25 protein-coding genes and 1 pseudogene are annotated in these 26087 nt (G+C 38.7%); 16 read left to right on the forward strand and 10 right to left on the reverse strand.

Annotated features, from left to right (window positions below):
- Positions 1-195 precede the first annotated feature (195 nt).
- Entirely contained in the window at positions 196-1056 is an 861-nt protein-coding gene (locus tag ACHABW_RS09750) for an MBL fold metallo-hydrolase (protein WP_435755124.1), read from the reverse strand.
- Positions 1057-1449: 393 nt separating this feature from the next.
- On the opposite strand from ACHABW_RS09750, the gene ACHABW_RS09755 reads away from it, so the two are divergent.
- From ACHABW_RS09755 to ACHABW_RS09780, 6 genes are all read left to right on the forward strand, one after another.
- Positions 1450-1626: a hypothetical protein gene (locus tag ACHABW_RS09755; RefSeq protein ID WP_435755125.1), complete on the forward strand. Its 177-nt coding sequence runs from the start codon at positions 1450-1452 to the stop codon at positions 1624-1626.
- Between the two features lie 202 nt (positions 1627-1828).
- Positions 1829-3058: a hypothetical protein gene (locus tag ACHABW_RS09760; RefSeq protein ID WP_435755126.1), complete on the forward strand. Its 1230-nt coding sequence runs from the start codon at positions 1829-1831 to the stop codon at positions 3056-3058.
- 301 nt (positions 3059-3359) lie between these two features.
- Complete coding sequence (locus tag ACHABW_RS09765) at positions 3360-5000, forward strand: catalase (protein ID WP_435755127.1); 1641 nt, start codon at positions 3360-3362, stop codon at positions 4998-5000.
- 148 nt (positions 5001-5148) lie between these two features.
- Positions 5149-6018, forward strand: a complete 870-nt coding sequence (locus ACHABW_RS09770; RefSeq protein ID WP_435755128.1) for a superoxide dismutase — start codon at positions 5149-5151, stop codon at positions 6016-6018.
- Between the two features lie 218 nt (positions 6019-6236).
- Positions 6237-6746, forward strand: coding sequence for a type 1 glutamine amidotransferase domain-containing protein (locus tag ACHABW_RS09775; protein WP_435755129.1), 510 nt, complete (start codon positions 6237-6239; stop codon positions 6744-6746).
- A gap of 169 nt (positions 6747-6915) precedes the next feature.
- On the forward strand, positions 6916-7632 hold the full coding sequence (locus tag ACHABW_RS09780; protein WP_435755130.1) for a YwaF family protein: 717 nt from the start codon (positions 6916-6918) through the stop codon (positions 7630-7632).
- Between the two features lie 76 nt (positions 7633-7708).
- Here ACHABW_RS09780 and ACHABW_RS09785 read toward each other — a convergent pair whose 3' ends face one another.
- Positions 7709-8548, reverse strand: a complete 840-nt coding sequence (locus ACHABW_RS09785) for a manganese catalase family protein (protein WP_435755131.1) — start codon at positions 8546-8548, stop codon at positions 7709-7711.
- A 136-nt stretch (positions 8549-8684) separates the two neighbouring features.
- On the opposite strand from ACHABW_RS09785, the gene ACHABW_RS09790 reads away from it, so the two are divergent.
- Positions 8685-9005, forward strand: a complete 321-nt coding sequence (locus ACHABW_RS09790; RefSeq protein ID WP_435755132.1) for a hypothetical protein — start codon at positions 8685-8687, stop codon at positions 9003-9005.
- A gap of 83 nt (positions 9006-9088) precedes the next feature.
- Positions 9089-9571, forward strand: a complete 483-nt coding sequence (locus ACHABW_RS09795; protein WP_435755133.1) for a spore coat protein — start codon at positions 9089-9091, stop codon at positions 9569-9571.
- A gap of 83 nt (positions 9572-9654) precedes the next feature.
- On the opposite strand, the gene cobA is transcribed toward ACHABW_RS09795, so the two are convergent.
- The 3 genes from cobA to nirB form a co-directional block, all read right to left on the reverse strand.
- Positions 9655-10440 carry a uroporphyrinogen-III C-methyltransferase gene (gene cobA / locus ACHABW_RS09800; protein WP_435755134.1) on the reverse strand — a complete coding sequence of 262 codons (786 nt, stop codon included), beginning with the start codon at positions 10438-10440 and terminating at the stop codon, positions 9655-9657.
- A 77-nt stretch (positions 10441-10517) separates the two neighbouring features.
- Positions 10518-10841, reverse strand: a complete 324-nt coding sequence (nirD, locus tag ACHABW_RS09805) for a nitrite reductase small subunit NirD (protein ID WP_110939114.1) — start codon at positions 10839-10841, stop codon at positions 10518-10520.
- A gap of 17 nt (positions 10842-10858) precedes the next feature.
- Positions 10859-13288 (reverse strand): nitrite reductase large subunit NirB, encoded by a 2430-nt coding sequence (gene nirB / locus ACHABW_RS09810; RefSeq protein ID WP_435755135.1) that lies wholly within the window; start codon positions 13286-13288, stop codon positions 10859-10861.
- Between the two features lie 607 nt (positions 13289-13895).
- Between nirB and ACHABW_RS09815 the strand changes: the two genes are divergently transcribed.
- Complete coding sequence (locus ACHABW_RS09815) at positions 13896-14495, forward strand: trimeric intracellular cation channel family protein (protein WP_110939116.1); 600 nt, start codon at positions 13896-13898, stop codon at positions 14493-14495.
- Positions 14496-14602: 107 nt separating this feature from the next.
- Here ACHABW_RS09815 and ACHABW_RS09820 read toward each other — a convergent pair whose 3' ends face one another.
- Together ACHABW_RS09820 and ACHABW_RS09825 are read right to left on the reverse strand one after the other, a co-directional pair.
- Positions 14603-14947: a general stress protein gene (locus ACHABW_RS09820; protein WP_110939117.1), complete on the reverse strand. Its 345-nt coding sequence runs from the start codon at positions 14945-14947 to the stop codon at positions 14603-14605.
- A 266-nt stretch (positions 14948-15213) separates the two neighbouring features.
- Positions 15214-15582, reverse strand: a complete 369-nt coding sequence (locus ACHABW_RS09825; protein ID WP_435755136.1) for a hypothetical protein — start codon at positions 15580-15582, stop codon at positions 15214-15216.
- 385 nt (positions 15583-15967) lie between these two features.
- Between ACHABW_RS09825 and trhA the strand changes: the two are divergent.
- A pseudogene (trhA, locus tag ACHABW_RS09830) lies at positions 15968-16483 on the forward strand (PAQR family membrane homeostasis protein TrhA); the annotation flags it as partial.
- 21 nt (positions 16484-16504) lie between these two features.
- Here trhA and ACHABW_RS09835 read toward each other — a convergent pair.
- Entirely contained in the window at positions 16505-17332 is an 828-nt protein-coding gene (locus tag ACHABW_RS09835) for a YihY/virulence factor BrkB family protein (RefSeq protein ID WP_435755137.1), read from the reverse strand.
- Positions 17333-17597: 265 nt separating this feature from the next.
- Here ACHABW_RS09835 and ACHABW_RS09840 point away from each other — a divergent pair, with 265 nt between their 5' ends.
- Entirely contained in the window at positions 17598-17792 is a 195-nt protein-coding gene (locus ACHABW_RS09840) for a YwbE family protein (RefSeq protein ID WP_110939122.1), read from the forward strand.
- 114 nt (positions 17793-17906) lie between these two features.
- Here ACHABW_RS09840 and ACHABW_RS09845 read toward each other — a convergent pair whose 3' ends face one another.
- Together ACHABW_RS09845 and ACHABW_RS09850 are read right to left on the reverse strand one after the other, a co-directional pair.
- Positions 17907-19079, reverse strand: a complete 1173-nt coding sequence (locus tag ACHABW_RS09845) for a MalY/PatB family protein (protein WP_435755138.1) — start codon at positions 19077-19079, stop codon at positions 17907-17909.
- 26 nt (positions 19080-19105) lie between these two features.
- On the reverse strand, positions 19106-19756 hold the full coding sequence (locus tag ACHABW_RS09850) for a pentapeptide repeat-containing protein (RefSeq protein WP_435755139.1): 651 nt from the start codon (positions 19754-19756) through the stop codon (positions 19106-19108).
- A 311-nt stretch (positions 19757-20067) separates the two neighbouring features.
- Between ACHABW_RS09850 and ACHABW_RS09855 the strand changes: the two genes are divergently transcribed.
- The 5 genes from ACHABW_RS09855 (at position 20068) to ACHABW_RS09875 (ending at position 26057) form a co-directional block, all read left to right on the forward strand.
- On the forward strand, positions 20068-21393 hold the full coding sequence (locus ACHABW_RS09855; protein ID WP_435755140.1) for a TrkH family potassium uptake protein: 1326 nt from the start codon (positions 20068-20070) through the stop codon (positions 21391-21393).
- A 289-nt stretch (positions 21394-21682) separates the two neighbouring features.
- Positions 21683-22810, forward strand: coding sequence for an ABC transporter ATP-binding protein (locus ACHABW_RS09860; protein ID WP_435755141.1), 1128 nt, complete (start codon positions 21683-21685; stop codon positions 22808-22810).
- Positions 22807-23754, forward strand: coding sequence for a carbohydrate ABC transporter permease (locus tag ACHABW_RS09865; protein ID WP_435755142.1), 948 nt, complete (start codon positions 22807-22809; stop codon positions 23752-23754). Before ACHABW_RS09860 ends, ACHABW_RS09865 begins: the two co-directional genes overlap by 4 nt.
- Positions 23751-24563: a carbohydrate ABC transporter permease gene (locus ACHABW_RS09870; RefSeq protein ID WP_110939128.1), complete on the forward strand. Its 813-nt coding sequence runs from the start codon at positions 23751-23753 to the stop codon at positions 24561-24563. The genes ACHABW_RS09865 and ACHABW_RS09870 overlap by 4 nt, the downstream gene beginning before the upstream one ends.
- A gap of 60 nt (positions 24564-24623) precedes the next feature.
- The gene (locus ACHABW_RS09875) at positions 24624-26057 is read left to right on the forward strand and encodes an ABC transporter substrate-binding protein (RefSeq protein WP_435755143.1); all 1434 of its coding nucleotides are present in this window, start codon (positions 24624-24626) and stop codon (positions 26055-26057) included.
- The last annotated feature ends 30 nt before the right edge of the window (positions 26058-26087 follow it).

A 26087-nucleotide genomic window follows, 5' to 3' on the forward strand; every position in this document is an offset into this window, starting at 1 on the left:
CGGCGGGAATGAGCTAGCCTTGTTCGGATATGCGCGTGAATAGTGGAATTAAGAAATTATGAGCCTCTTGATAGAAGAATTGCGCTACTATTGAAAAAGGAACTCTCGAAAAGTCATTCAAGGGTTCCTTTTCATTTTACTAAAAGATAAGCGTATAAGTTGTCAATCTATCTTTACGCCACGCGTTTTTCTTATCTAATGTTTTGGTTTTTCTGATATATATTTACCGTGATCTGGAATGGCAATTTGATCAAAATTGGCAACGAGATTTTTTAAATTATTTGACAATTCTTCTCCACTCATCGGTAGTCCGTGGCCGGTTACCGCAATAGAAGGGTGGAGTTCTTCCAGAAGTTTCACCGATTCCCATGAGGTTTCCCAGTCAGGAGTGAGGTATCTCGGTGGGCCACTTATCTCCTGCTCTTGCGTCAAGACGCTGTAAAGGGATTCTTGTTTCACTGTGACAAAGGCATCACCAACGATCAAGCTTCGATCAGATTCCCTGAATAAAGAGACGTGCCCAGGAGTATGTCCAGGAGTGTGCAGCCATTTAAAGTCTGCCATAAAGGGAACCTCACCATTTTCCGGTAGTTTTTCTACTTGACCACCTAAGTTGATTGGTTCATTTGGGAAAAGGGCAGACATTTTTGCTATTAATCCTCCTTCTACACTGGGGTCCGGTTCTGGGTATTTCATTTCACCTGTAAGATAAGGAATTTCTAATTCGTGAGCGTAAACAGGTATTTTCCAATGCTCAATTAATTCAATAATTGCACCAACGTGATCAAAGTGTCCGTGTGTTAAAATGATTGCTTTTGGCCGACTATTAGGGCCAAAACGCTTTTCTACAACAGAGATGATTTTATCAGCAGAAAGAGGCATACCTGCATCAATGAGCACGAAATCTTCCGTTTTAGGATCCCCGACCAAACAAATATTCACTATTTGAATAGTGTGTGTATATATGTCTGGTAATAATTCTATTCCATTACCGCTTGCAACGGAGGTTGAGGGAACATATTTATAATCTTTCCCATAGGACATTTCGTTTTCCAATTATATCGTTCCTTTCTGTTATGAATCTCTTATGAATAGGATGTCCGAAGTCTTGGAAAAGATACATAAGGGTGGTTTTGAATACTATTCGTACCCACTTAATAAATAATTTAAAGTGATCAATAGGCTTTGGTTTACAAATCTAAAAGAGCGGGAAGATAAAGAATAATACATTAAGTGAAAGGATGATACACACATGTTACGTACGATTCTAATGGTTATTGGAGCAATTGTAGTAATTAGCTTTTTGTTAACGCTACTCTAAAATGCAATGATAAGATCAATTTTTATAATATGCCCTAGGATGAAAAGTCCTGGGGTTTTGTAGTACTAAACGGATAATGTTTAAATAGTTGTTTTAAAAGGGAAAATAACTTTTCAGGAGGGATTTTAATGACTAAAAGATCTGATAATAAAGAAAACACCTTCAAAAAAGATAAAGAAGATCAAAAGAAACGTGATCAATCAACCATGCCTGTTGATGAACTTCCATTAGAAGAAATTAAACGGGAAGAAGAGGAGGAGCGTAATAAGAGAAGCTCAAAAAATAAATCATCCACGGATAAATAGGTCAAAGCTGATTGCCAGCTTTGACCTATTTATATGCTGACTTGACAGCTACCTTTACGCTATGCGATTTTCTTGAAAAGTAAGAAAGCACAGGGCATATTAAGTTATATAACCTAGACACTAAGCATGAGTGATAACCAGTGTTAAAGGTGCTTGCGCTTTTCAAATAAAATTGTTTACTATAGAGGTGGGGGTGAACGGATTGTTTAAACAAATGCTCTTATCATTTTTATTTATAGTCATGATTATATCCTCTGCATGCACAGATAATGAGGCAGAAACTCCTATGGAAAACAAAAATGTAAATGTGGAAGAACCTGAAGCAGAAAACAATGAAAACATAGCTTCGGTAGAAGAAATTAAAAGGTTGGTAGTCACCTCTTTGAATCCCGAACTGGAAGTGGATGACTCAGAGTATACTGAAAAGTTTGACCAACCGGATGTCATCGTAAGTGACGTTAATTTATCGGAGGAAGAAAAGCTTGGCACATTTGATTTTGATGGGATTGTTTATAATATTGCAAATATCTCTTTACATGAAATAGAAGTTACTGAGGAAGCGCGAAATGAATATTCTACAAACGCTGCTGGGAATTTTCTAATCAGCTATGATGTGATTGCATACAATCAAAAGGAACAGCGTGAAAGAGTATTTTTGCCGCATTTAGATGTGAAAATTAATGGTCATACTTTTACGAATGAGGGAATTATTGGTCCGAGTATTCTTTACACCGAACTCAGACCAGAACAGGCAAAAGTGATTAGAAATCATATCATGGTTGCTTACCCGTTAGAGAATTCTGAAAGTATTGATGTAGGTCTTGGTTATGAATTTAGTGCGGAAAACATTGTAGGTCAGACGCCACGTGTGACAATCTACGGAGATTCTCAAGAAAGAGTTGACTACAATAAAGTAATGGAAACTAACTTAGCAACTAAATTTAAAGATGGGTATCACAATATGCTGGGATCTTTAGAAGAAGACTATGAGTTAAACTTTGGTGAAACAATTTTTCAGCATGCAGAGCCTCTTTTATTTGATGAAGACAATGGAATAGCGATTCGGGTAAATCGTGTAGAGGTGATGGAAGTAGATACATCTGAAAACGAGGAATTTGGCAGTAGTGATGGCAAAGTAGCACTCTTAGTGGACACTACATACCTAAATAAAACTGATTTCCCTTTTGAAAAGCAGACGGAGATGGTTGAATTTGAATTAGGGGAAGGGACGTATGAAAATAAGATAATTCTGTTACCCGATGAAAATGAAAATATCGTCGTTGATCCTGGGACCTTATTTTATAATCGTGAGCTTATTATATTTGATATGTATAAAGATAATTTACAAGACATCACTGTAAAGCTTAGCCCATATGTAATGAGGCAGCTCAGTGCAGATGATTCGGAGTACGTAATATATGAGAGAGAGTAATTTCAAGAACTTGCGTTGGATGGACTAATTAAATAACTGTATTAAAAAGTTAGTATTCTAAGTTTCTGTTTGAAGTAAAACAATAAAGTTTTAGAAAACACCCGTTAAAACAAGGCCTTTGCGTAGAGTTTACTCGTAAAGGCCTTGTTTAATTTCTCTACAATTAATTAGAAATAAAAGAGATCAGCCAATGGTATTATACCCTTTCTAAAAAATGCCCTATATATTCCTGTTGAGGGTGGTTATTCCATTCCGTATTGGGCATAAATAAATGGAACAAATTTTTAGAGGAGGGTCTCGATTGGAAAATAATTCAGAAGAAATCAGTAATTCCTCTGTGGAGGGAATGGGAAGCTCCGCAGATCGACGAACCGGGACAGGAGAATCAGATGACTCGCTAACAAATCGACAAGGGCATCCTGTCACAGATAACCAAAATGTAAGAACTGTTGGTAACCGAGGACCAACTACTCTGGAGAACTATGATTTTCTTGAGAAGATTTCACATTTTGATAGAGAGCGCATACCTGAACGGGTCGTTCATGCTAGAGGAGCGGGAGCTCATGGCTACTTTGAAACATATGGAAAAGCTGGGAATGAAGATGTATCAAAGTATACTCGGGCAAAAGTATTTGAGGGTGTTGGGAAACAAACACCCGTTTTTGTTCGCTTTTCAACAGTAATCGGAGCCAAGGAGTCATCGGAAGTTGCCCGGGATCCAAGAGGTTTTTCCGTTAAATTTTACACAGAGGACGGAAATTGGGATTTAGTTGGGAACAATCTAAAGATATTTTTTATCCGCGATCCTTTAAAATTTCCGGATATGGTTCATGCCTTCAAACCAGATCCTGTCACGAATGTTCAAGATCCTGAAAGAATGTTTGACTTTTTTTCTCAGTCGCCTGAAACAACGCACATGGCCACGTTTCTTTTCTCACCCTGGGGTATTCCGGCTAATTACAGACAAATGCAAGGGTCTGGTGTAAACACATATAAATGGGTGAATAAGGATGGAGAATCCGTGATTGTTAAGTATCACTGGGAGCCGATAAATCAAGGAATTAAAAACTTGACTCAAAAAGAAGCAGATGACATTCAATCACAGTCAACAAACCATGCTACACAGGATTTATATGAAGCGATTGAAAAGAAAGATTATCCTGAGTGGGAGTTTAGTGTACAAATAATGAGTGATGAAAAACATCCTGAACTAGACTTTGACCCATTGGATCCTACGAAACTGTGGCCGACTGATCAGTTCCCTTTTCTTCCTGTTGGCAAGATGGTCCTAAATAAAAATCCGGAAAACTTTTATGCTGAGGTTGAGCAAGTCGCTTTCGGTACTGGGGTTTTAGTGGACGGGCTTGATTTTTCCGATGATAAGCTTTTGCAAGGCCGAACTTTCTCATATTCTGATACGCAAAGATACCGTGTGGGATCGAATTACTTACAGCTTCCTATCAATTCGCCAAAAAAACGGGTGGCTACCAATCAAGAGGGCGGGCAAATGCAATATCGAGTGGATAAAGATCCAGATCTAAACCCTCATATTAACTATGAACCTTCGAGCCTAGGTGGATTAACAGAAGCAAAACAAGAAGGGGAAATACATGAGCCGTTCTATGAAGATAAGTTAGTCCGACAGAAGATAGACAGACCGAATGACTTCCAACAAGCTGGAGAAACATACCGTAATTTTGAAGATTGGGAAAAAGACGAGTTAATCATCAATCTTGCCGGTGCTTTAATGGTATGTGAAGAGCACATTCAAAAAAAGATGATCGAATATTTTACGGAAGCAGATGCGGATTACGGGAAACGGGTTTCGGAGAGATTGGCAGAGGTAATGAAAGCTGCAGGTAGTCACCATACTGGGTCTACCAATGCTGATCAGGCCGTGGACACTGCTAAAAGAGAAGGGCATGACGCAGATCCATACTAAAACAAACGGTGTATTAAGAAGTACTGAAATGAAAGTGTCATCTATTCCTATCTCCTTTCATAGACTAATGTGGAGTAAAAAGGAGTGAAAAGGGAAGTCCTAGCAGGTCCTCCTGCATTCGTTTTCTCTGCAAAAAGGAGTGGGATAGATGATTTCACCGGGTACTTTCGATGTCTATTTACAAGATGTCAGACAGTGGGTTGCCAGCATAGAAGCTGATTTACAGAATCGTTCAAATCCAGATGCCGAAGAAAGTATTTACAAGGAAATTGAAGTACTGAAACAGATTTTATCAGAGAACTCTTTTCCTGACGAGAGTCAGCAGTTGAGTGTCACGGAGCAAGTCGATCGATTAGGAGAAATGTACGCGAACCTTTTTTCAGGTAATGACTATGTTCCGATTGGGGAACATAAACTGCCACCATTGCCATATGAGTATGGTGCGTTGGAGCCAGCTATTAATGAAGAGATAATGAGGCTTCATCATCAGGAACACCACCAATCCTATGTAGACGGTTTGAATAAAGCTGAGAAAAAAATGCAAACAGCTAGAGAGACGGATGATTTCGACTTATTGAAACATTGGGAAAAAGAGGCGGCATTTAACGGGGCAGGTCACTACTTGCACACGATGTTTTGGAGTAATATGAGTCCGGATGGCGGCGGTGAACCAACCGGAAAATTAAGATCCTACATTGATCGTGATTTTGGAAGCTTTGACGCCTTCAAAGCTCACTTCTCTGAGGCAGCCAAACAGGTTCAAGGTGTTGGATGGGCTATTTTAATATGGTCGCCGCGTTCAAGGAGATTAGAAATATTACAAGCTGAATTTCATCATTTGTTAAGTCAATGGGATGCGATTCCTTTGCTCGGTCTAGACGTCTGGGAGCATGCTTATTATCTTCAGTATAAGAATGGCCGAGGAGAATATGTTGATAATTTCTGGAGCATTGTAAATTGGTCGAATGTAAATGAAAGATTCGAGCAGGCAAGAAAACTTAAGTGGGATCCTTATTAAGAAATCTTATGGAAAGATTTAGATAGGTATTATAACAAGATAGTTTTAAACATTTAAAAGGCTGTTTCGTCAGGTTATGTAAACCTAATGAAACAGCTTTTTTATTTGTAATATAGAGAATCAAAGTCCAGGAGATAAATAGAAGTTAATTGATATGTTTTGATTAAAATGAAGGTGGGTATAAAAAATACAAGAATATAGAAGAAAGGATGATAATTTTGAGTAAGGTAGCATGTGTAATGACGAGTATGTTTGAGGATGTGGAGTATACGTCCCCTTTCAAAGCTCTTAGCGATAAAGGACATGAGGTTATTGTTATCGGACAAGAGGCAGGTAAAGAAGAAGAGGGAAAAAATGGAGAAGCGAAAGTGAAGGTAGATCTTGGTATTAAGGATGCTAAACCAGCTGATTATGATGCATTATTTATACCAGGTGGTTTCTCGCCGGATATTCTTCGTGCTGATGATCGATTTGTTGAGTTTGTGAAACATTACATTTTGCATGACAAACCAATTTTTGCAATATGTCATGGACCCCAGCTTTTAATTACGGCAGATGTTTTAAAAGGAAGAAAAATGACTGGATTTAAATCAATCTTAGTCGACTTGGAACATGCAGGAGCCAATGTTTTTGATGAAGAAGTTGTCGTATGTGGTAATTTAGTGACAAGCAGGAGTCCTGATGATTTAGATGTGTTTAACCGAGAATCACTTAAACAGTTGAAATAAATTTCTAAAAGCGTCCCTTTAGCATGGGGCGTTTTTTTCATTGCGGCGGGATTTGCTGTCATATGATCACTTTATATGGTAAACCTTAAACAAAGGAAGAAATGAGAAACTAAGCGTTCAGCGTATCTAATTAAGACTTTATACTTCAAAAAAGAAGAGGGTTGAGACTATGTGGTTCGGGGGAGATGCCTCGAGAATTCCTTTTACAATGTTTTCGGAAAATCATTGGATCGTGATTAGTATCTTTTTGTTTGTTTTAGTAGCTATGTATTTATTGCGCAACAAGTTATCGACTAGGGATAATAGAAGGTTTGAGATAGGACTTGCCTTGTCGTTACTTTTCTTTGAAATAGCATTTCAACTTTGGATAATTATAACGGGCAAGTGGGACGTGAGTTTTGCATTACCATTAGATCTAAGTAGTATTAGTGTAATGTTAGTTATTATTTTGTTACTGACAAGCCGTCATTCTGTGTTTGAGGTTGTTTTTTTGGTAGGAATAGCGGGAGCCTTACAAGCGGTTTTTACGCCTGTATTAAGTTTTGATTTTCCTCATTTTCGTTTTTTTCACTTTTTTTACAGTCATATTTTAGTGATATGGGTTGTGTTTTATTATAGGTGGTATAAGGGATTCAATATTACTCTAGTTAGTATTGTAAAAGCGATAGTTTTTCTTAATGTCTTATTTCCTTTTATTTATGCTTTAAATGTTATAGTTGACGGAAATTATTGGTTTCTTATGAGGAAGCCAACTGGGGGAAGCTTACTTGATTTTTTAGGACCCCACCCGTGGTATATTATCGGGATGGAAATCACAGCAATACTTTTCTTCTTCGTGCTGTGGCTGGTTTTTGCTGACAAGGGGAAATCCATGAAGCATGAATAATCTTTCAAGGAATAAATAAAAGGTCTGCCATCAGGTCAAAGACCCTTTGTCAGACCCTTATGTCTTACGGGGAAGTTTATTCTTCTTTTTCATTACGAACGTTCGGTGGTGTATTAAAAATATCCGGAGGAGTAGGTTTTAATTTAGGTACATCTCCGAAAGCCGGTGCAGGAGAAATATAACGGAATTCACTCAGGCCATCCATACTTTTTCCATGAGCCCAACGCCCCTTACTGCTTGCTTCTCCTTCAGAGAGATTATAGAAGTCATAGGCAACTTCTTGTTTCTCCAGTTCTCTAGGGAAGGTACTTGGTACAACAACGTTTTCTTGCGACTCAAGCTCAGCGATTGCTGCAAGCCACATATTTTGATGCATCGTATCCCGGGCTATTAAAAAGGAAAGCATATCTTTAACCCCGGGGTCTGTTGTCATTTCATATAGTCGGCAAGCCTGCAGTCTTCCTTGAGATTCATAGGTTAAGTTCATTCGGAAATCGGCGAGTAAATTTCCACTGGCGTTAATATAGGAGGCAGTCCAAGGGTTACCTACACTATCAGCTGGTAGCGCTCCTAGTCCAGACACGATTGCATGTTGTGGATTCATCCCGCCAAGTATCGCACCAACAGCCGGGTCTTTGGCTGCAGCTTCCTGGTCTGCCACGGGAGCACCATTAAGTAGTCTGGCAATCATCGTTGCTAGCATCTCAACATGAGCTAATTCTTCTGCCCCAACGTCCATTAGTAAATCCCGATATTTGGCATTTACCCTGCTGTTCCACCCTTGAAATAAATATTGCAAGGCTACAGATATTTCTCCAAACTGTCCTCCAAGAATTTCCTGCAATTTCTTTGCGTAAACTGGATCAGGTCTACTCGGTTTCGCATGGTATTGCAAATCTTTTATATGATAGAACAAATGTATCCCTCCATTTCATTACATACACCCATAATACATATGAAAATTAATGATTAATTATAACCAAATCTCCACATATGACTTAACACTTGTCTAATGGAAGAAACATATCCTAGTACTAATTGAAGGAAAGGATGTGTTTATTATTAACTCCCAAGAAGCAATCATTGATTTAATGGTTAATCAGGTTTTTAAAAAACATGGAGTGAAAAAAGAATTAGATATGACAGTGGACGATAAATCAAAGCTGAAAGAAATTGTTGACCAGTTGCAATCGGAAGTGGATACGTTTGTAGAGAATGAAAAAGTTGCTCATACAGAGAACAATGTGCAAGTAAATAACTCTTCCGAAAATGCAGATACCGTATTAGTCGACAATCAGAAATTGAAACAAAATAATAATGACGTGAAAACGATTAAAAACTTTGTTTATCGTAAAAAAAAGTGGAGAAAATAGTGAATTTGCCTTGGGGTATTTGTCCAATCAGGATTAAGTGACAATCATACGCTAAAGTAGTAACCGAAAAGGAGGAAAATTAAATGACTCATAAAGTGTATTATACAATTGAAGATTCCGCAGTAGCGCCAACTAACAGATGGTCTGCATTAGATCCCGATGCGTGTCACCCTTCAGATGTGGATGCAGACGACGATGATGTTGTGCAGGAAAGTAATCAAGTAAATAAAACATTGCAAATTTCTGAGGAGTATATATTTATTAAAGATTCTTGTGATGTTACGATCTCTACTACAGATACAAAAGCAGCTGTGTCTTTACAAGGTGCACTTCAAGCAGCAATTGCTTTAGTAATTAACATCTCGATAGCAGATGGAGAAACAGCTGAGCGCGTAACACAGGACTTACTTCAGGCTGCCAAGACAAAGCAAAAAACATTCCAAAAAACTGTTGTTGAAAACTCCCGGAACGTTGATGTAACAACTACAGATACGCAAGTTTCTGTTAATATTCAGATCTTACTTCAACTTTTACTAGCTTTAATTGTAAAATTAGAAATCTTGTAAACTTGTTTTTTCATGAAGAAAGACCTGTTGGTGTGAACTCTGACAGGTCTTTTCTTCATGAAGAGGTCTCAAAAGACCTTTCCTTACGCCTCTACCAAATCAAAAGCATGAGATTTTTTTTCTTCAAACCATGCCAGCTTTTCGCGCAACTTAACGACTTCACCAACAACAATAATCGCTGGTGATTTAAAGTTACGTGCTGCAACCTTCTCAACAATGTTATCTAAAGTTCCGACAAGTGTCTCTTGTTGATCTGTTGTTCCCCAACGAACGAGGGCAACAGGTGTCGTTTCAGAGCGTCCGTGAAGAACTAGATTATCTTTAATCATTTCCAGATTACCGACTCCCATGTAAAACACCAAAGTATCCACAGATGTCGCTAGTTTATCCCACTGAATATCTTTTTTAACTTTGTCTGAACGCTTATGTCCAGTGATAAAAGCACAGGAGGAGCTAAAGTCACGGTGGGTCAACGGAATACCGGCATAAGTAGTGGCTGCAATACCCGAAGTGATGCCAGGGACGATTTCAAAAAGAATCCCATTCTCTTTGCAGTACTCAGCTTCCTCGCCGACCCTACCGAAAATACTAGGATCGCCGCCTTTTAATCGGACTACGGTTTTTCCTTCGAGCGCTTTTTCAACTAGAATCTCATTGATCCTCTCTTGAGGAATCGAGTGATTATCACGTTGTTTACCACAATAAACAAATTCGGTAAGGGGGGGAGCATAGGCCAGCAACTCTTTATTCACCAGCCTATCAAAAACGATGACATCCGCTGCTTTAATAGCCTTGTATCCTTTCATTGTAATTAAATCAGGATCCCCAGGGCCTGCACCAACAAGAAAAACTTTCCCATTTTTTATCACGTTATTGTTCCCCTTTCCTTTTGTTTTGCGTCTGAGTTGTTAGTAATAGCGCTAAGAAATTTACAGGTGTTCTGTAATCATACTCGGATGTGAATAAAGTCGTCAATCACTTCTACTGGATAGGTTTTTACACAACCATCATCTGGTTTTTGAACTTCACCGTTATCTAAATCTATCTTCCAATCATGCAGTGGGCAAAAGATATACTCGCCGCTGATGATTCCTTGAGATAAAGGACCTTGTTTGTGCGGACATCTGTTTTCAATTGCTTTAATCTTACCACTGCTTAGCTTGAAAAGTGCAATTTCATTATCTCCAATTTTTACTTCTTTTCCTATTTGAGAAGATAGGTCATCGATGTGAGAAACCTTAACTAGATCCGTTTTTAGTGTCTTATTCATAATGAAAGCTCCCCCTATTACTGTTGAGATACAGTTAGTTTTTTATTTTCAAAAAGCTCGTTCTTCTTTTTACTATCATTGATGATTTCAGCCCAAGGATCTTTCAGATTAGTTAAGGCAACTTCCATGCGATCAACAAGTTCTTTTCTTTTTGCAGTATCTTCTAATATTACTGACTGAACATGTGCTAAACCAACTCTGTCTAACCAATGAGAAGTTCTTTCCAGGTATTTCGCATCTTCTCTGTAATACTGAAGGTAGGCAGCAATTGTTTCCATGACTTCTTCGTCTGTGCTGACTTTACATAGTAATTCACCTGCACGTAAGTGTGTACCACCGTTACCACCGACGAATAGCTCCCACGAACCTTCTCCACCAACGATACCAACATCTTTGATACCAGATTCCGCACAATTTCTTGGGCAAGCAGAGACAGCCATTTTCACTTTGTGTGGTGTATTCAGCATTTCAAACTTCTTCTCGAGCGCAATACCAAGTCCGATAGCATCCTGTGTACCGAAACGGCAGAAGTCTTTACCGACACACGTTTTAACTGTGCGAAGAGATTTGGCATAGGCATAACCTGATGGCATATCAAGGTCTTTCCACACATTTGGCACATCTTCCTTCTTAATTCCTAACATGTCAATTCTTTGACCACCTGTTAGTTTAATTAATGGAACGTCATATTTATCTGCAACATCTGCAATTGTTCTTAGGTCTTTAGGATTTGTTACACCACCATACATTCTTGGGACAACCGAATACGTACCGTCTTTTTGAATGTTGGCATGCATTCTTTCGTTAACAAATCTGGATTCTTTTTCATCTTCGTAGTCTGTTGGATTAACCATACCGAGATAATAGTTCACAGCTGGACGGCATTTAGAGCAACCTTCCTCTGATTTCCATCCAAGAACATTCATTACTTCTTTCGTATGTGAAAGTCCTTTTTCTCGAATTTCTGCCACAACTTCTTCATGAGAGAGATCCGTACATTCACAAACAGTTTCTTTTTCGTCTACTTGTTCGAACTCATCGCCAAGCGTGTGCTCTAAGACTGCTTGAACTAAGTTTTTACAGGTCCCGCATGATCGGGCAGCATTTGTACAGTTTTTAACTTCTGTAACTGTTGTTAAATTCTGCTCATTAATTGCTGTTACGATGTCGCCTTTAGAAACACCATTACAACCACAGACTTGTTCGCCATCAGCCATATCTGCAACGAGAGAGTCTTGATCTCCATCATTTGCTTGTAAGAAAGAAAATTGACTCATATCTGTAATCTCTGTTTTGGTGTTTATCATGTTCAATAATTTTGAACCTTCACTCGTATCACCGAATAAAACAGCTCCAACAATACGATTATCCCGTACGACTATTTTTTTATAGATTCTTTCGAATTCATCCTGGACACGAATTGCTTTTGTATCCGGGCTATCCACGAATTCACCTGCTGAAAATACATCAACGCCACTTACTTTTAATTTGGTCGAAAGGATGGAGCCTTGATAACCAGCACCTGCATCCTTTTCACAGATCTTTTTGGCAAGAGCTTTACCTTGATCCCATAATGGTGCTACAAGTCCATAGACTAATTCTCTATGCTCCGCACATTCTCCAACGGCATAAATATCGGGCACATCAGTCTGCATATAGTCATCGACAACTATCCCTCGGTTCGTTGTAATCCCGCTTTCTTTTGCTAAAGAAATATTCGGTTTGATTCCGACTGCCATAACAACAAGATCGGCTTTGACTACTTTTCCATTTTTAAAAGAGACTTTATTCACTCGGTCTTTTCCGAGGATTGCTTCTGTCCCATGCTCCATCAAGAAGTTCATGCCTTGTGCTTCTAATTCTTCTTTGAGCATTTTTGAACCAGTTTGATCGAGTTGTCGTTCCATTAAGTGGTCCAGAATATGGACAACGTCTACTTCCATTCCTAAGTTTAATAGACCTCTTGCAGCTTCAAGTCCGAGAAGACCACCACCAATTACAACAGCACGTTCATAATTTTCTGAGGCATCAATCATCGCTTCACAGTCTTCGATATCACGGAAGGCGATAACACCTTTTTTATCCGCGCCTGGGAGTGGGAGCATAAAAGGATTAGACCCGGTAGCTATAATAAGATCATCATATGGCACTTCTTGACCTTTGTCGGTAAGAACGGTTTTCTTGTCGGAGTTGATCTTCTCAACTGTTTCCCCAGTATAAAGTGTAATGTTGTTTTCCTCATACCACTCATAGGAATTCAATACGATATCATCTACTGTAGTGTCACCTTGTAAAACAGAGGATAGTAAAATTCTATTATAGTTAGGATGCGGTTCCGATCCGAAAATTGTAATCTCAAATCGGTCTTTATCCTCTTTTAGTATTTCCTCAATAGTCCTTACTCCGGCCATACCATTACCTACAAGTACTAACTTTCTTTTAGCCATTCTTAAACCCTCCATTAGTTAAAAGTCTATGATTATTGGAAAACTAGTTTATAATTTAATACACATGTGATCTTTTTCAGATTCCACGAGAAGCTCTATTTTTCATCGTAAAAGCCTCCTTTTCGGTGTTGATGGATTCTGTTTTAATAAGAGATTTATCATCATCATTCGATTCAAGGCATTCCGCTAACTTGTCCGGTTAATCTTATTTCAGTCGGATGAATGGTGAATGTCGCCCCCTATGCTTCATTAGAGTTAGAAATAGTTATCAATATTTATTTTTTATATATTTTGTCTAAGTTCATTAAAACTGGAGTTGTAAGTAAAAACATTATTTTGAATATTGATTTATTTTTATATTATGGCACAGGTTGTGTAAGAAAATCGGATATTTGTCAGAATATCTAACGCAACAATATTGACCGTGTAATCTGTGAAAATAGACTATATATTGATAGCACAATGATGAAAACGCTATTATGTAGGGGAGAATTTTTTAATAAATTTAACGAAATCAAGTCAAAATGCTTGTAAAATTAGAAAAGCCTCATTAAAATAGATGAGTATATTTCAGCAGTTGAAGCTTTAGTAAAAGAAAGTAGGAAAAATTGTGTGGGAAGTATTAAATGGTATAGGAACGATCGCATTTGCTCTTAGTGGCGTTTTAGTTGCGATGGAGGAAAGATATGACTTAATGGGTGTCTACATTTTAGGTTTTATTACAGCCTTTGGTGGTGGAGCAGTTCGAAACCTGTTAATAGGTGTTCCTGTTTCGACACTTTGGGATCAAGGGACACTTTTTACTGTTGCGTTTCTGGTCATGACAGTTGCTTTTGTTTTCCCAAGAATTGTTCGGTGGACGCTGCTAAGAAGAGGGGTATTTTTCGATGCAATTGGACTAGGGGCTTTTTCTGTCCAGGGAGCATTATATGCCTATTCGATGGGACACCCAATCAGTGCCTGCATTGCAGCTGCAGCTTTGACGGGGACTGGTGGAGGAATGATCAGAGACATTCTGGCCGGCAGAAAGCCATTATTTCTGCAAAAGGAGATATATATAGCATGGACGCTTATACCAGGAATTGTGGTGGGTTTAGGTTGGCTGACAGGTCCTTTTGAGTTACTCATTATCGTCTTAATCGTAGTTGCTCTTAGACTGTGTTCTGTCTATTATAAATGGCAACTGCCGAATCGAGCTATTGAATAAGCGCAGAATCTAATAGGCCATTGTTATGGAAATAATAGTAAAGAAAAGGTGCCTCAAAAGATCGAAAAGATCTTTGAGACACCTTTTTATTTCATAATAAAGGGGAATTAAAGTGCTATTCCCGTTGGTGCATCTTTTACGATGAGAATAACCTTTCCTTTATCGAGCTCTCCTTCAAGAGATTCAGCTTTTGCTTTGTCAAACCCGATTTCCTGGAACTTAGCACGAAGTTCATCGCCTTTTTTACGGAAGACATTCTTAGCTGTTGTACCAAAGCTTTGTTCCTTTGCTCCAATAGTTTCCGCATCTGCTTTTTCAGCCACGCGCTTGGTTCGCTCATCATCATGAGTAACAACATAAATTTTTTCTTCTGTAACACCTTTAATTTTCAAAGACTCTACCGCATTTACTACTTCCTCATCATTAAAAAATTCTTTGTGTAATAGTTCCATATCTAAAAAAGCCTCCTATTAAATGTAATGAAAATCTAACTTTTGATTGCTAATAATAGTATTATTTATCATATTAGCTTTATGAACTGTATACCATTTATGAAAAGTTATTAAACATTTTTTAGAGGGATGTAATTTATTTTTGGTAATATTAGATTTAGAAAGCCTTGCATAAAAGGGTGGATTGCAGGTAATGGATGAATTCTAAAAAAATCTATAAAAAGGAAAGGTGAGTCAAAGGGCATCTTTGCCCTTTGACTCACCTTTTATATCTCTATTAATTGAAATTGGGGGATTGGAGTCTTCTTTGCGTTTTCAATAAAGGCACAGTTACTTTTAGAAAAAGACTTCTGAACAATAAAGAGAATTTTCTTGAATCCTGTTTTTTGAAAACGATGAATGTTACTTTCCAGTAAATGCAAATGTTCAGGTAGCGGAATGGAGACATTGAGTTCTGAACAGTCCACCTCAATATCATATTCACTAACGGGTAAGGTTTTAATTTCTTCGGTGAATGCTTTTACAAATTCTTCGTCATCTTTTTCGGAGAACGTTCCTTCCATTTTCACATTTAGTTTCATATCGTAGCGATTTTTTTGTATATAAAAGTTTCCGATGTGAATCTCTCCTTTCATCAGGAAATACTTTATACTTTATACGATACGCACTGTGACAATGGATATCAAGCGTTTCCACAATCTTTCAACTTCTTATAGAAAGTCTCTTTAATTGGTTGATGGCTCTGAAATGGAATCGATTAGTTTTTCGGCGGCTTTGCGATAGATGTTACTCATGTTGATAAATGTAAGGATCGCAAGAACTTGCTGTACGTACTCTTCTTCTTCCATTTCATCTACCTGTTTTTTGACATTTTCAATGTGGTGATCGAGTTCTGATTCGAATGTCGTAACATTTTGAGTAGCTAGCTTTAAATAACTCTCATAAAAACCTTCGACGTCAAACGTTCCTTCGGAGGATTGCTGATTGATGTGAGAGAGTGTCCGTTTTATATCCTGGATAGTCAGTATATTTGGAATCAGTATGATTTTACTTTACGCGGCATCAGCAACATATCATATGGTTGTTGCGAAAAACAGAGTCATCGCTTTTTTACGTAGATTGGATCACTCGATGATCTACATATTAATAGCTGGAACCTATACGCCTTTTTGTTTAATTAGCTTGAAAGGTGTAATGGGGTGGACTTTGTTCGGTATTATTACAGGGCTAGCAATTAGCGGGGTTATTTTTAAGCTCGTTTGGTTTTATTCTCCCAGGTGGCTTTCTACGTCGATATATATCCTGATGGGGTGGCTAGTCGTACTTTTTATCGCACCCATTTCAGATGTGATACAAAGTGAAGGTGTCGTTTTGTTAATGGTAGGTGGGATTTTATATACTGTTGGTGGAATTATTTATGGCTTGAAACCAAAATGGCTCACTTTTAAACATATGGGCTTCCATGAAATCTTTCATATTTTCATTTTACTGGGAAGCCTCGCACACTTCTTAAGCGTGTTTATGTATGTGATTTGATAGTTTTCCATATAATGGGGGTCAGACCCCTTTTTTGACCCCTTCTTTAGTCTTTCCTCTTTGGAAAGGCTTTTCTTCATATAAGATAGCATTGATTTCTCCACCAATTAAAATGATTAGCGAGGAGATATGGAACCAGACCATCAATGCAATTACGGTGCCAATTGTTCCATAGGTAGCGGAGTAGTTTGCAAAATTGGTCAGATAAAAATGAAAGGCATAAGAAGTTAACTGCCAGCCGATAGTTGCGAATATAGCACCTATATAAACCTTTTTTAGTGTGAGGCGCAAATTTGGACCTACTAAATATAATAGAAGAAACACGGCAAAGATAACGATAGAACTTACTGCCCAACGTAGAACTTCTACTTCTAATAAAAGCAAATTTAAGTCAAAGGTACTTTCAATGTGGGCTCCAATAACTTGGAGCGATAAAGCAACTATAATTACGAGAAACATTCCAACAGTCAAAAAAATAGAAACAAGACGTCCCAGAAGGAATCCACGGTTTTCCGATATATGATAGGACAGGTTTAATGCCCGCAATATCGAGTCAAGTGCTAATGATGCTGTCCAAAGTGTGAAAATGAGACCTAAGGAAAGTAGTCCCGTTCGGTGGTTTTCTTTTAAAATATTCCACTGGTCTTGAATCACATCTAACACATCTGGAGGAACAAAGGTTTCTTCCAACAGTTGATAAACGTCAGTGAATGTAAAGGGAAGGAAATGTAACAGACTTATGATGAAAATAAGAAATGGAAAGATAGAAAGTAATAAAAAGTAGGCGCATTGTGCACCGAGGTCAATCAATTTATGGTCATTAAAACGTTTAAGTAAGGACTTTATCATAGGTTTTTTCCTCACTCCTTTTGGTCGTATAGGTGATATTGGTTGGTGCTTAAGTTAACTCTGAACAGTTGCTAATCCCGCAGAGTCGCAGCTTTCGTTTCTTCAAGTAGTTATCCGAAACATCTTTATTTAAAGTATATGTTTTTACGTAATAGTGTATCCATTCTTGCTTAACAGGAATAATGATTAGGAAGGCATGGAGGTCATTAGCGGAAAACTCGTGGTATGATTAATAGATAAAACAGGGGAAGGGAGGTTTATAAAAATGAATGGACAGCAACGCAGTAATATTCAGCCGGGTAAGGAAGTGGATATTGTGTTAAAACAGGATCAACGAAGCGGAAAATTAACTCGGGGGATAGTAAAAGATCTTTTAACAAAATCCCCTAACCACCCTCACGGAATTAAAGTGAGACTTGAAGATGGTCAAGTAGGTCGGGTTAAGAATATACATAGTTAGAGTGGAGGCCATAAAAGATGGATGGTCTTCTGGACAAGTATGAATAGTTAACTTTTTCTTTTAACAAAACCCCCTTTGCCAATAATAGGCAAGGGGGTTTTAAAGGATGTTTCGTTAACCTTTTATTGCTTTCTTCATGCGTTTTAAACCTTCAAGTACAGTTGCTTGCGGGCAGGCTACATTCATCCGCACGAAGCCTTCGCCGCCTTTACCGAAGCTTGTTCCGGGGTTGAAACCGACTTTTCCGTCTTCCACAAATAGTTTATTTAGTTTTGCATCCGACAGTTCAAGCTTACGACAATCTATCCATAGTAAATAGGTTGCTTGAGTAGGGACAAGTTTTAGTTCAGGAAGGTGTTCTGTAAAATAATTGTCTACTGTTTCCACGTTTCCCTTGAGGTAATCCAGTAATCCTTCGAGCCATTCTTCCCCATGGCGGTAGCCCATTTCCATTGCAAGAATTCCAAATGTATTTAACGTATGAAAGCCAAGTTTTTTATCGACGTCTTGAATTTTTTCCCGGAAACCTTTGTTAGGTGTAATACTGATTGAGGCTTGCAGGCCTGCTAAATTGAATGTCTTACTTGGTGCAATAAGTGTGATGGTTTGTTGCGCAATTTCTTCAGATAATGACGCCATCGGAACATGTTTAAAAGGTTTAAGTACAAGATCTGAATGGATTTCATCAGAGACGATGATAACGTCATTTTCCATACAAAGGTCTGCCATTTTCCGGAGCTCCGTTTCCGTCCATACCCGTCCGATCGGATTATGGGGGTGACAAAGTATAAACATTTTTACTCCTGTTTTTAACGAAGCCTCAAAAGCATCGAAATCAATGCCGTACTGGTCTTGTTCTTCCACGAGAGGACAATTTTCAATAACACGATCATTTTCCTTCACCATTGAAAAAAATGGGGGATAGACTGGTGATTGGATCATGATCTTATCTCCTGGTTGTGTAAGAGCTTGAATGGCTTTACCAATCGATGGCACGACGCCATTGCTGTAAAGTATCCATTCTTTCTTGATATCCCAATTCACGCGTCTGCTTAACCAGGAGGTGATCGCTTCGACTACTGAATCCCCAATATACGTGTAGCCGTAAATTCCATGCTCCACTCTTGCGTGAAGAGCGTCAGTGATCGCCTTTGGAGGACGGAAATCCATATCTGCCACCCACATTGGTAACACATCTGTGTCTGTTTTAAAAACTTCTTTTGTCATGTCCCATTTAAAAGAAGCCGTTCCTTTGCGTTCCACATTTTCTTCGAAAAAATCCTTCATCTGGATCATCCTTTCAGTTATGTATTTTAATCTTTAATAACAAGTCCTAGTGCTCGCGCGAAACCAACAGCTTGTTCTGAGGAGACGGTACACCCTGCTAGTTTATCCAATGAAACACCAACAGTATCGAATGTACACGTACTCATGTCTACGCCTTTTAAATCTGTCTCAGTGAAGTTAGCTTCGTCAATGTTGCACTGATTATATTCTACATTTTTCAGCGAGGAATCAAAGAAATCTGTTTGAAGTAAAGAGGAGTCACTGAAAATAACGTCCTTCAGTGATGCGAAATTAAGTGTCGCAAAGTTTATAAGGCACTCCGTAAAGGACATGTGACGAAGAGAGGTGCCGGATAGATTTGCCCCTAAAAGCTTTGAGTTTTTAAATTCAACCCGATGGAAAACAGCATCACTTACGTCAATATTAGAAAGGTCACAGTTCTCAAAGATAATATCAGTGAATTCGGCGCTACTAAGGTTCATACCTTCAAACGTCACATTTTTGAACACCATTTTCTCAAAGAACTTTTCCTCCGTTGGCTCCGTATCAATGGTGCAATCAATAACACTGGCCCCTTGAAAAAACTGTTCTGCATCCATTTCTTCATTCAAGGAAATGTTTTCTAGTACATTTGGTAACTTAGGTTTTTGTATCTTAACAGGTTTCTGCGGAGTCATTTATTGATACAGTCCTTTCTATAAGAAAAACGCAAAGCGTCTTTTATTAAAGTATATATGAAAGAATGGCTACTTCGCTAATAATTCCCATTATAGCCCAAATTACTGAGCAGACATAAAGCCTATATATATTCCAAAATTTTGCGGGTCTGACCCCTTTCTTGGACCCCTTTCTTGTCCTTGTAACTTATTTAATATTTATATTGACAGAAAGGGGAAACAGGAGTAAATTCACTGTATTAATGATGAAGATAGAACCTTCTAATAAATAGAATGGTAAATATCTATATTGTGAGAATGGGGTCCTAATAATGAATCTAAAAAGTAAAAGGCGCTCTATGTCACCCCAAAGATTCCTGGCATTTGGATTTTTAGGAGCTATTATTGTGGGCACGATGTTATTGCTATTACCTCTTTCAACGACGACACCGATCACACTCATCGATGCTCTTTTTACAGCCACTTCAGCTACAACAGTGACGGGATTGGTTGTGTTAGATACGGGGAGTGTCTTCACTATTTTTGGTCAAACAGTGATCATGATTTTAATGAAAATAGGTGGGCTTGGTCTTATGGCCTTTGCGATTCTCATCGTTCTCGCCTTAGGAAAAAAAATCGGATTAAGGGAGCGTATCCTAGTGCAGGAGTCCCTTAATCAAACGTCACTGGGCGGGATGGTTCGACTAGTAAAAATCCTTTTAATTTTTGCTTTTTCTATAGAGTTATTTGCGACTCTACTACTTGCGATGCATTGGGTCCCTGAATATGGCTGGTCTTTCGGTTTGTTTACTAGTTTGTTTCACGCAATATCGGCGTTTAATAATGCTGGTTTTTCGTTGTGGAGTGAGGGGCTTAATGCATATGTCGGCGACCCGGTCGTGAATATCATTATTACGTTTTTATTCATTACAGGCGGGATAGGCTTTACGGTTTTATATGATATCGTAACCACGAAAACATTCAGGCGGTTGTCTCTGCATACCAAACTGATGCTAGTAGGTACACTGATTCTAAATGTGGTAGCGATGCTAGTAATTTTTGCTTTAGAATATACAAACCCTGAAACATTGGCAGTTTTGACGAGCTCGGAAAAACTATGGGCCTCATATTTCCAAGCAGTGTCACCAAGAACAGCGGGCTTTAATACGATTGATATCGGCAGTATGACACCAGCTTCTATTACGTTTATGATGGGGTTAATGTTTATTGGAGCAGGAAGTGCTTCAACTGGAAGTGGTATTAAACTGACAACCTTTATTATTATCATTTTAGCAGTCTACTCCTATTTAATAGGAAGAAAAGAAACAGTAATTTTTGAAAGGACCATTGAAACGAAAATAGTCATAAGGGCTTTATCTATTGTGGCAATAAGCCTTTTTGCAGTATTCCTAAGTATTTTTCTCTTATCAATCACGGAATCAGCCCCTTATTTAGCGATAGTTTTTGAGGCTTTCTCAGCTTTTGGAACAGTGGGGCTATCCATGGGCATAACTGACGAACTATCGGTGATAGGTAAACAAGTAATCATCGTACTCATGATCATTGGTAGAGTTGGGCCGGTCTCACTGGCGTTTGCACTGGCAAAAAATGAACCCAGTAATATTCGCTATCCAAAAGGTGACGTGTTTACAGGATAATAAAAAGATCAATCGCAATCCCAGAATACAGGGGAAAGTTCCCCTGTATTCTGGGACTGTTTGTTTTCCAATAAATGGGGGGACTAAATGGGGGGACTGACCCCTTATACTCTTTTACTCTTCTAGCAAACACCTCGACTACTGGTAGATGTACAACCATTCATAAACTTCACAATACTCAAACGTTTTTTACACAATTTGTATATTATAGCTAATCTTTCTTCATATTTCATTGATAAGATTTAAATATGGGAATGAAAAGGACTAATGTTGTCGAAAGGGGATTAGCATGAAAAAGGTTACATTATCTCATGTATCAAAAAGTTATGATCAACAATCATTTGCAGTCGATGATGTGAATGTAGAAATTAACCCAGGTGAATTTTTCGTGCTCGTAGGTCCATCGGGGTGCGGTAAAAGCACCATGCTGAGAATGATCGCTGGACTTGAGACTATAACTGCTGGTGACTTATCAATTGGAGAAAACAGAGTGAATCATATGCCACCGAGTAAGAGGGAAATATCGATGGTTTTTCAAAATTACGCTCTTTATCCACATTTAACAGTGGAAGAAAATATTCTATTTGGTTTAAAAGCTAGAAAAATGAATAAAACCGAACGTAATGAACGCTGTCAAGAAGCAGCTGATTTACTGGGCTTAACCCCTTATTTACAAAGGAAACCCCGAGAGCTCTCAGGAGGACAAAGACAACGAGTTGCCCTTGCTCGAACCGTTGTCAGTCAACGTCCAATTTGTTTACTCGATGAACCTCTTTCCAACCTTGATGCGAAATTAAGAGGGTATATGAGAACGGAAATTCGTCAGCTTCAAAAGAAATTGGGAATTACGATGATTTATGTTACTCATGATCAGGTTGAGGCGATGACGATGGGTGACAGGATGATGGTGTTGAAAGATGGAAAAGTTCAACAGGTTGGCACCCCGCTATCTATCTATAACCAACCGAAAAACTTATTTGTTGCAACATTCATTGGGGCTCCCCCAATGAACACCTTGCCTCTTTCTTTGAGTCAGGACCGATCATTGATGTTTATGAATGAAAAAATATCTTTAGCAACGCCTGTTTCTTGGCGAACTCTTTTAAATACGAAAGATCACTTTCATTTAGGTGTAAGACCAGAACAAGTATTTCCGGCAGAGGAGGTTCTTGAACCTTCGATTAAATTTGACGTAACAATTGAAGATACCGAAGTTCTGGGAAATGAAACACATTTTACTTTTACACTGGGAAAAGCAACATGGAAAGCTAAATGGCAGGGGCAGTGGCCCAAAAATATTGGTGATTTATTATCTTTGGCTGTACCCCTAGAAGCAGCCTATCTCTTTGATACAGTTACCGAAGAAATATTCTATTCGGGGCAAGTTCAGTTATCGGAAGGAGTTCAAGTGTTATGAGTTCTTCATCCGTGACAGTTGTAGAGGAACGGATCTTGCAGTACGGAAGAAAGGAAAAGCTTTCCTGGTGGGGTAAAACAAAAAACTTCCGGACCGCAATGCTGTATTTATTCCCGTCTATTCTGTTATTTTCAATCTTTCTATTCTATCCTATGCTCCGGACTGTATATCTTAGTTTCTTTTTAACGGATGCTCAAGGAGTTGCGTCACTGTTTGTTGGTTTTGAAAATTTTGCGTACATCCTTCAATCATCTGTTTTTAGAAAAAGTATGGTTTCAACACTTTTGTTCGTGTTATACACGGTTCCATCAAGTGTTATCATCGCTTTGTTTCTTGCGCTTCTTGCCAACGAGAAATTGCGCGGGATTGGATTTTTCAGAACAATATTATCTTCAACGATGGGGATGTCGGTAGCCGCATCAGCAGTCATTTGGTTGTTTTTATTTCATCCGACGGTGGGAATATTAAATTCATTTTTAAATATTATTGGAATCTCATCGATCCCATGGTTGCTTGACCCCCAATGGGCGCTTATTTCGATTGCCATTACAACCGTTTGGATGAATACAGGATTTGCATTTTTAGTCATTCTTGGGGGACTGCAAAACATTGATCAACACCTTTACGAAAGTGCTGAAATTGATGGGGCAAAATACAGGTACCAATTACGAAGGATCACACTTCCGATGTTATCACCAACATTATTTTTCATTATTACAATTACATTTATTAATTCGTTTCAGTCATTCGGGCAAGTCGATATTCTGACACAAGGGGGTCCAGCGGAAGCAACAAATCTTATTGTATATGCAATCTACCGGGATGCATTTATAAATTATCAATTTGGCACGGCAAGTGCACAAGCACTAATATTATTTATACTTGTGTTCGGTCTGACAATTTTACAATTTAAATTTGGCGAAAAGAGGGTGCATTACCAATGATGAAATCAAGAGGTTGGGTGGTTTATCCACTGCTGATTATCTCTTCTTTGCTTCTCTTCTTTCCAATTGTCTATGCATTCCTCGTCAGCTTTATGTCGGGAACAGATGTGATGAATCGTTCATTTTTACCATCGATATGGAATTGGTCAAATTATGAACGTGTGTTTGAGACAGTTCCTTTAATGCGGTATTTAATGAATAGTTTCATAGTTTCGACAGGAGTAATGTTAGGCCAACTAGTGGTGTGTGCGTTTGCAGCTTATGCATTTGCATTCATTCCGTTCAAAGGCAGGAATGCGGTTTTTCTATTATTTATTTCAACGCTTATGATTCCGTGGGAAGCAGCGATGATTCCAAATTTTTTAACGATACAAGCATTTGGATGGATGAATTCCTATTTAAGTATGACTGTACCGTTTTTTGCGCTGGCTTTTGGAACCTTTCTTCTTCGTCAGCACTTTAAGACCGTTCCACATGAATTAATGGAGGCTGCTGATATTGAGGGGCTGTCAAAGTTCGCCACTTTTTATAAAGTGGTGTTGCCTTATTGTAGAACTAGTCTTGTAACACTTGGTATATATGGGTTTTTAACGACTTGGAATATGTACCTGTGGCCATTGCTCGTTACGACAAATGATGAAAAGAGAACCGTACAAATTGGATTAAAACAGCTGCAAACAGTCGAAGTTGCAACAGATTGGGGGGTGGTAATGGCGGGAGTTATCATTGTAATCATACCAACATTGTTATTGCTGTTTATCGGGCAGAAACAATTACAAAAAGGTCTTACTCAGGGTGCGCTTAAATGAAGAATTGCCTATTAACTTGGTCCGAAACTTTAAACTTAAATGAATGGGGAGATTCAGAAGATGAAAAAGATGATATATACTATAATTTTACTAGTTTTAATGGTGGGTATGCTAGTTGCTTGTGGAAATGAAGAAGAAGCTGCAAGTGAAACGCCAGGAACTAGTGGGGAAGAAAATACTGCCAACAACGCTGAGAACAATACTGACAGTAACGAAGAGAATGCTAATGAATCAGAAGCTTCTGGCTCAGAACCACAAACGATTGAGTTTTGGCATGGTATGGGTGGAGGACTGGGAGAAACGCTTGATGAGCTTGTTGAGCAATATAACGCGAGTCAGGACGATGTTGAAATAGTAGTCGAATTTCAAGGATCTTATGAAGAATTACTAACAAAATTCCGGAGTGTTGGTGGCACAGCTGATGCACCTGCTCTAGTTCAAGTATTTGAAGTCGGAACGAAGTATATGATTGAAAGTGGATATACAACCCCAGTTCAGGAATGGATCGATAAGGATGGGTATGATGTTTCACAGCTTGAAGAAAATATTTTAAGTTATTATACGGTTGATGGGGATCTTCATTCTATGCCGTTTAACTCATCAACGCCTGCGTTATTTTATAATAAGGATGCATTTGAAGAAGCAGGATTAGATCCAGAGAATCCTCCGCGTACTTTTTCGGAGATTGAGGAGGCTGCGAAACTTTTAACTGTTACAGAAGGTGGAGAAACGTCTCAATACGGTTTTTCTATGCTTGGACACGGTTGGTTTTTTGAGCAAATGATCTCTACACAAGGGCAAGATTTTGTGAATGAAGCGAATGGCCGAGACGGAAATGCAAGAGAGGCTGAGTTTGGTGGCGAGGAAGGTCTGAAAGTGTTTGAATGGATTAACTCGATGCATAAAGCAGGATCATATGAATACTATGGTCAGAATTGGGATGATATCCGAGCAGCTTTCCAAGCAGGCCAGGTAGCGATGTATATGGATTCTTCTGCTGGAACAAAGGATACGATTGCGAATGCACCATTTGATGTTGGGGTTGCTTTTGTCCCTCACGCAGATGACATAGATCCTCAAGGAGTAATTATAGGTGGAGCCTCCATTTGGATGGCAAATGGAATTACCGAAGAGGAGCAGGCTGCAGCGTGGGAATTCATGAAGCACCTTCAAACAGCTGAAGTGCAAGCAGATTGGCATGTTAATACTGGTTACTTTGCGATTAATCCGGCTGCTTATGATGAAGAAATTGTAACCGAAGAGCATGAAGAGTTTCCAGAGTTACGTGTGCCAATTGAACAGTTGCAAGAAACAGTACCATCTTCTGCAACACAGGGTGCATTAATTGCAGTATTCCCTGAAGCCAGACAGCAAGTAGTATCTGCGTTTGAAGCGATGTATCAAGGAATGTCTCCGGAAGAGGCATTAAATCAAGCGATAGATGCAACGAATCATGCGATAGAAACGTACAACAGAACAGCAACCGAAGAGTAAGTGAAACTGGATCTGTGAAACCGGGGTCGG

The organism is Salipaludibacillus sp. CF4.18 (assembly GCF_051262595.1).
Lineage (GTDB): Bacteria > Bacillota > Bacilli > Bacillales > Salisediminibacteriaceae > Salipaludibacillus > Salipaludibacillus neizhouensis.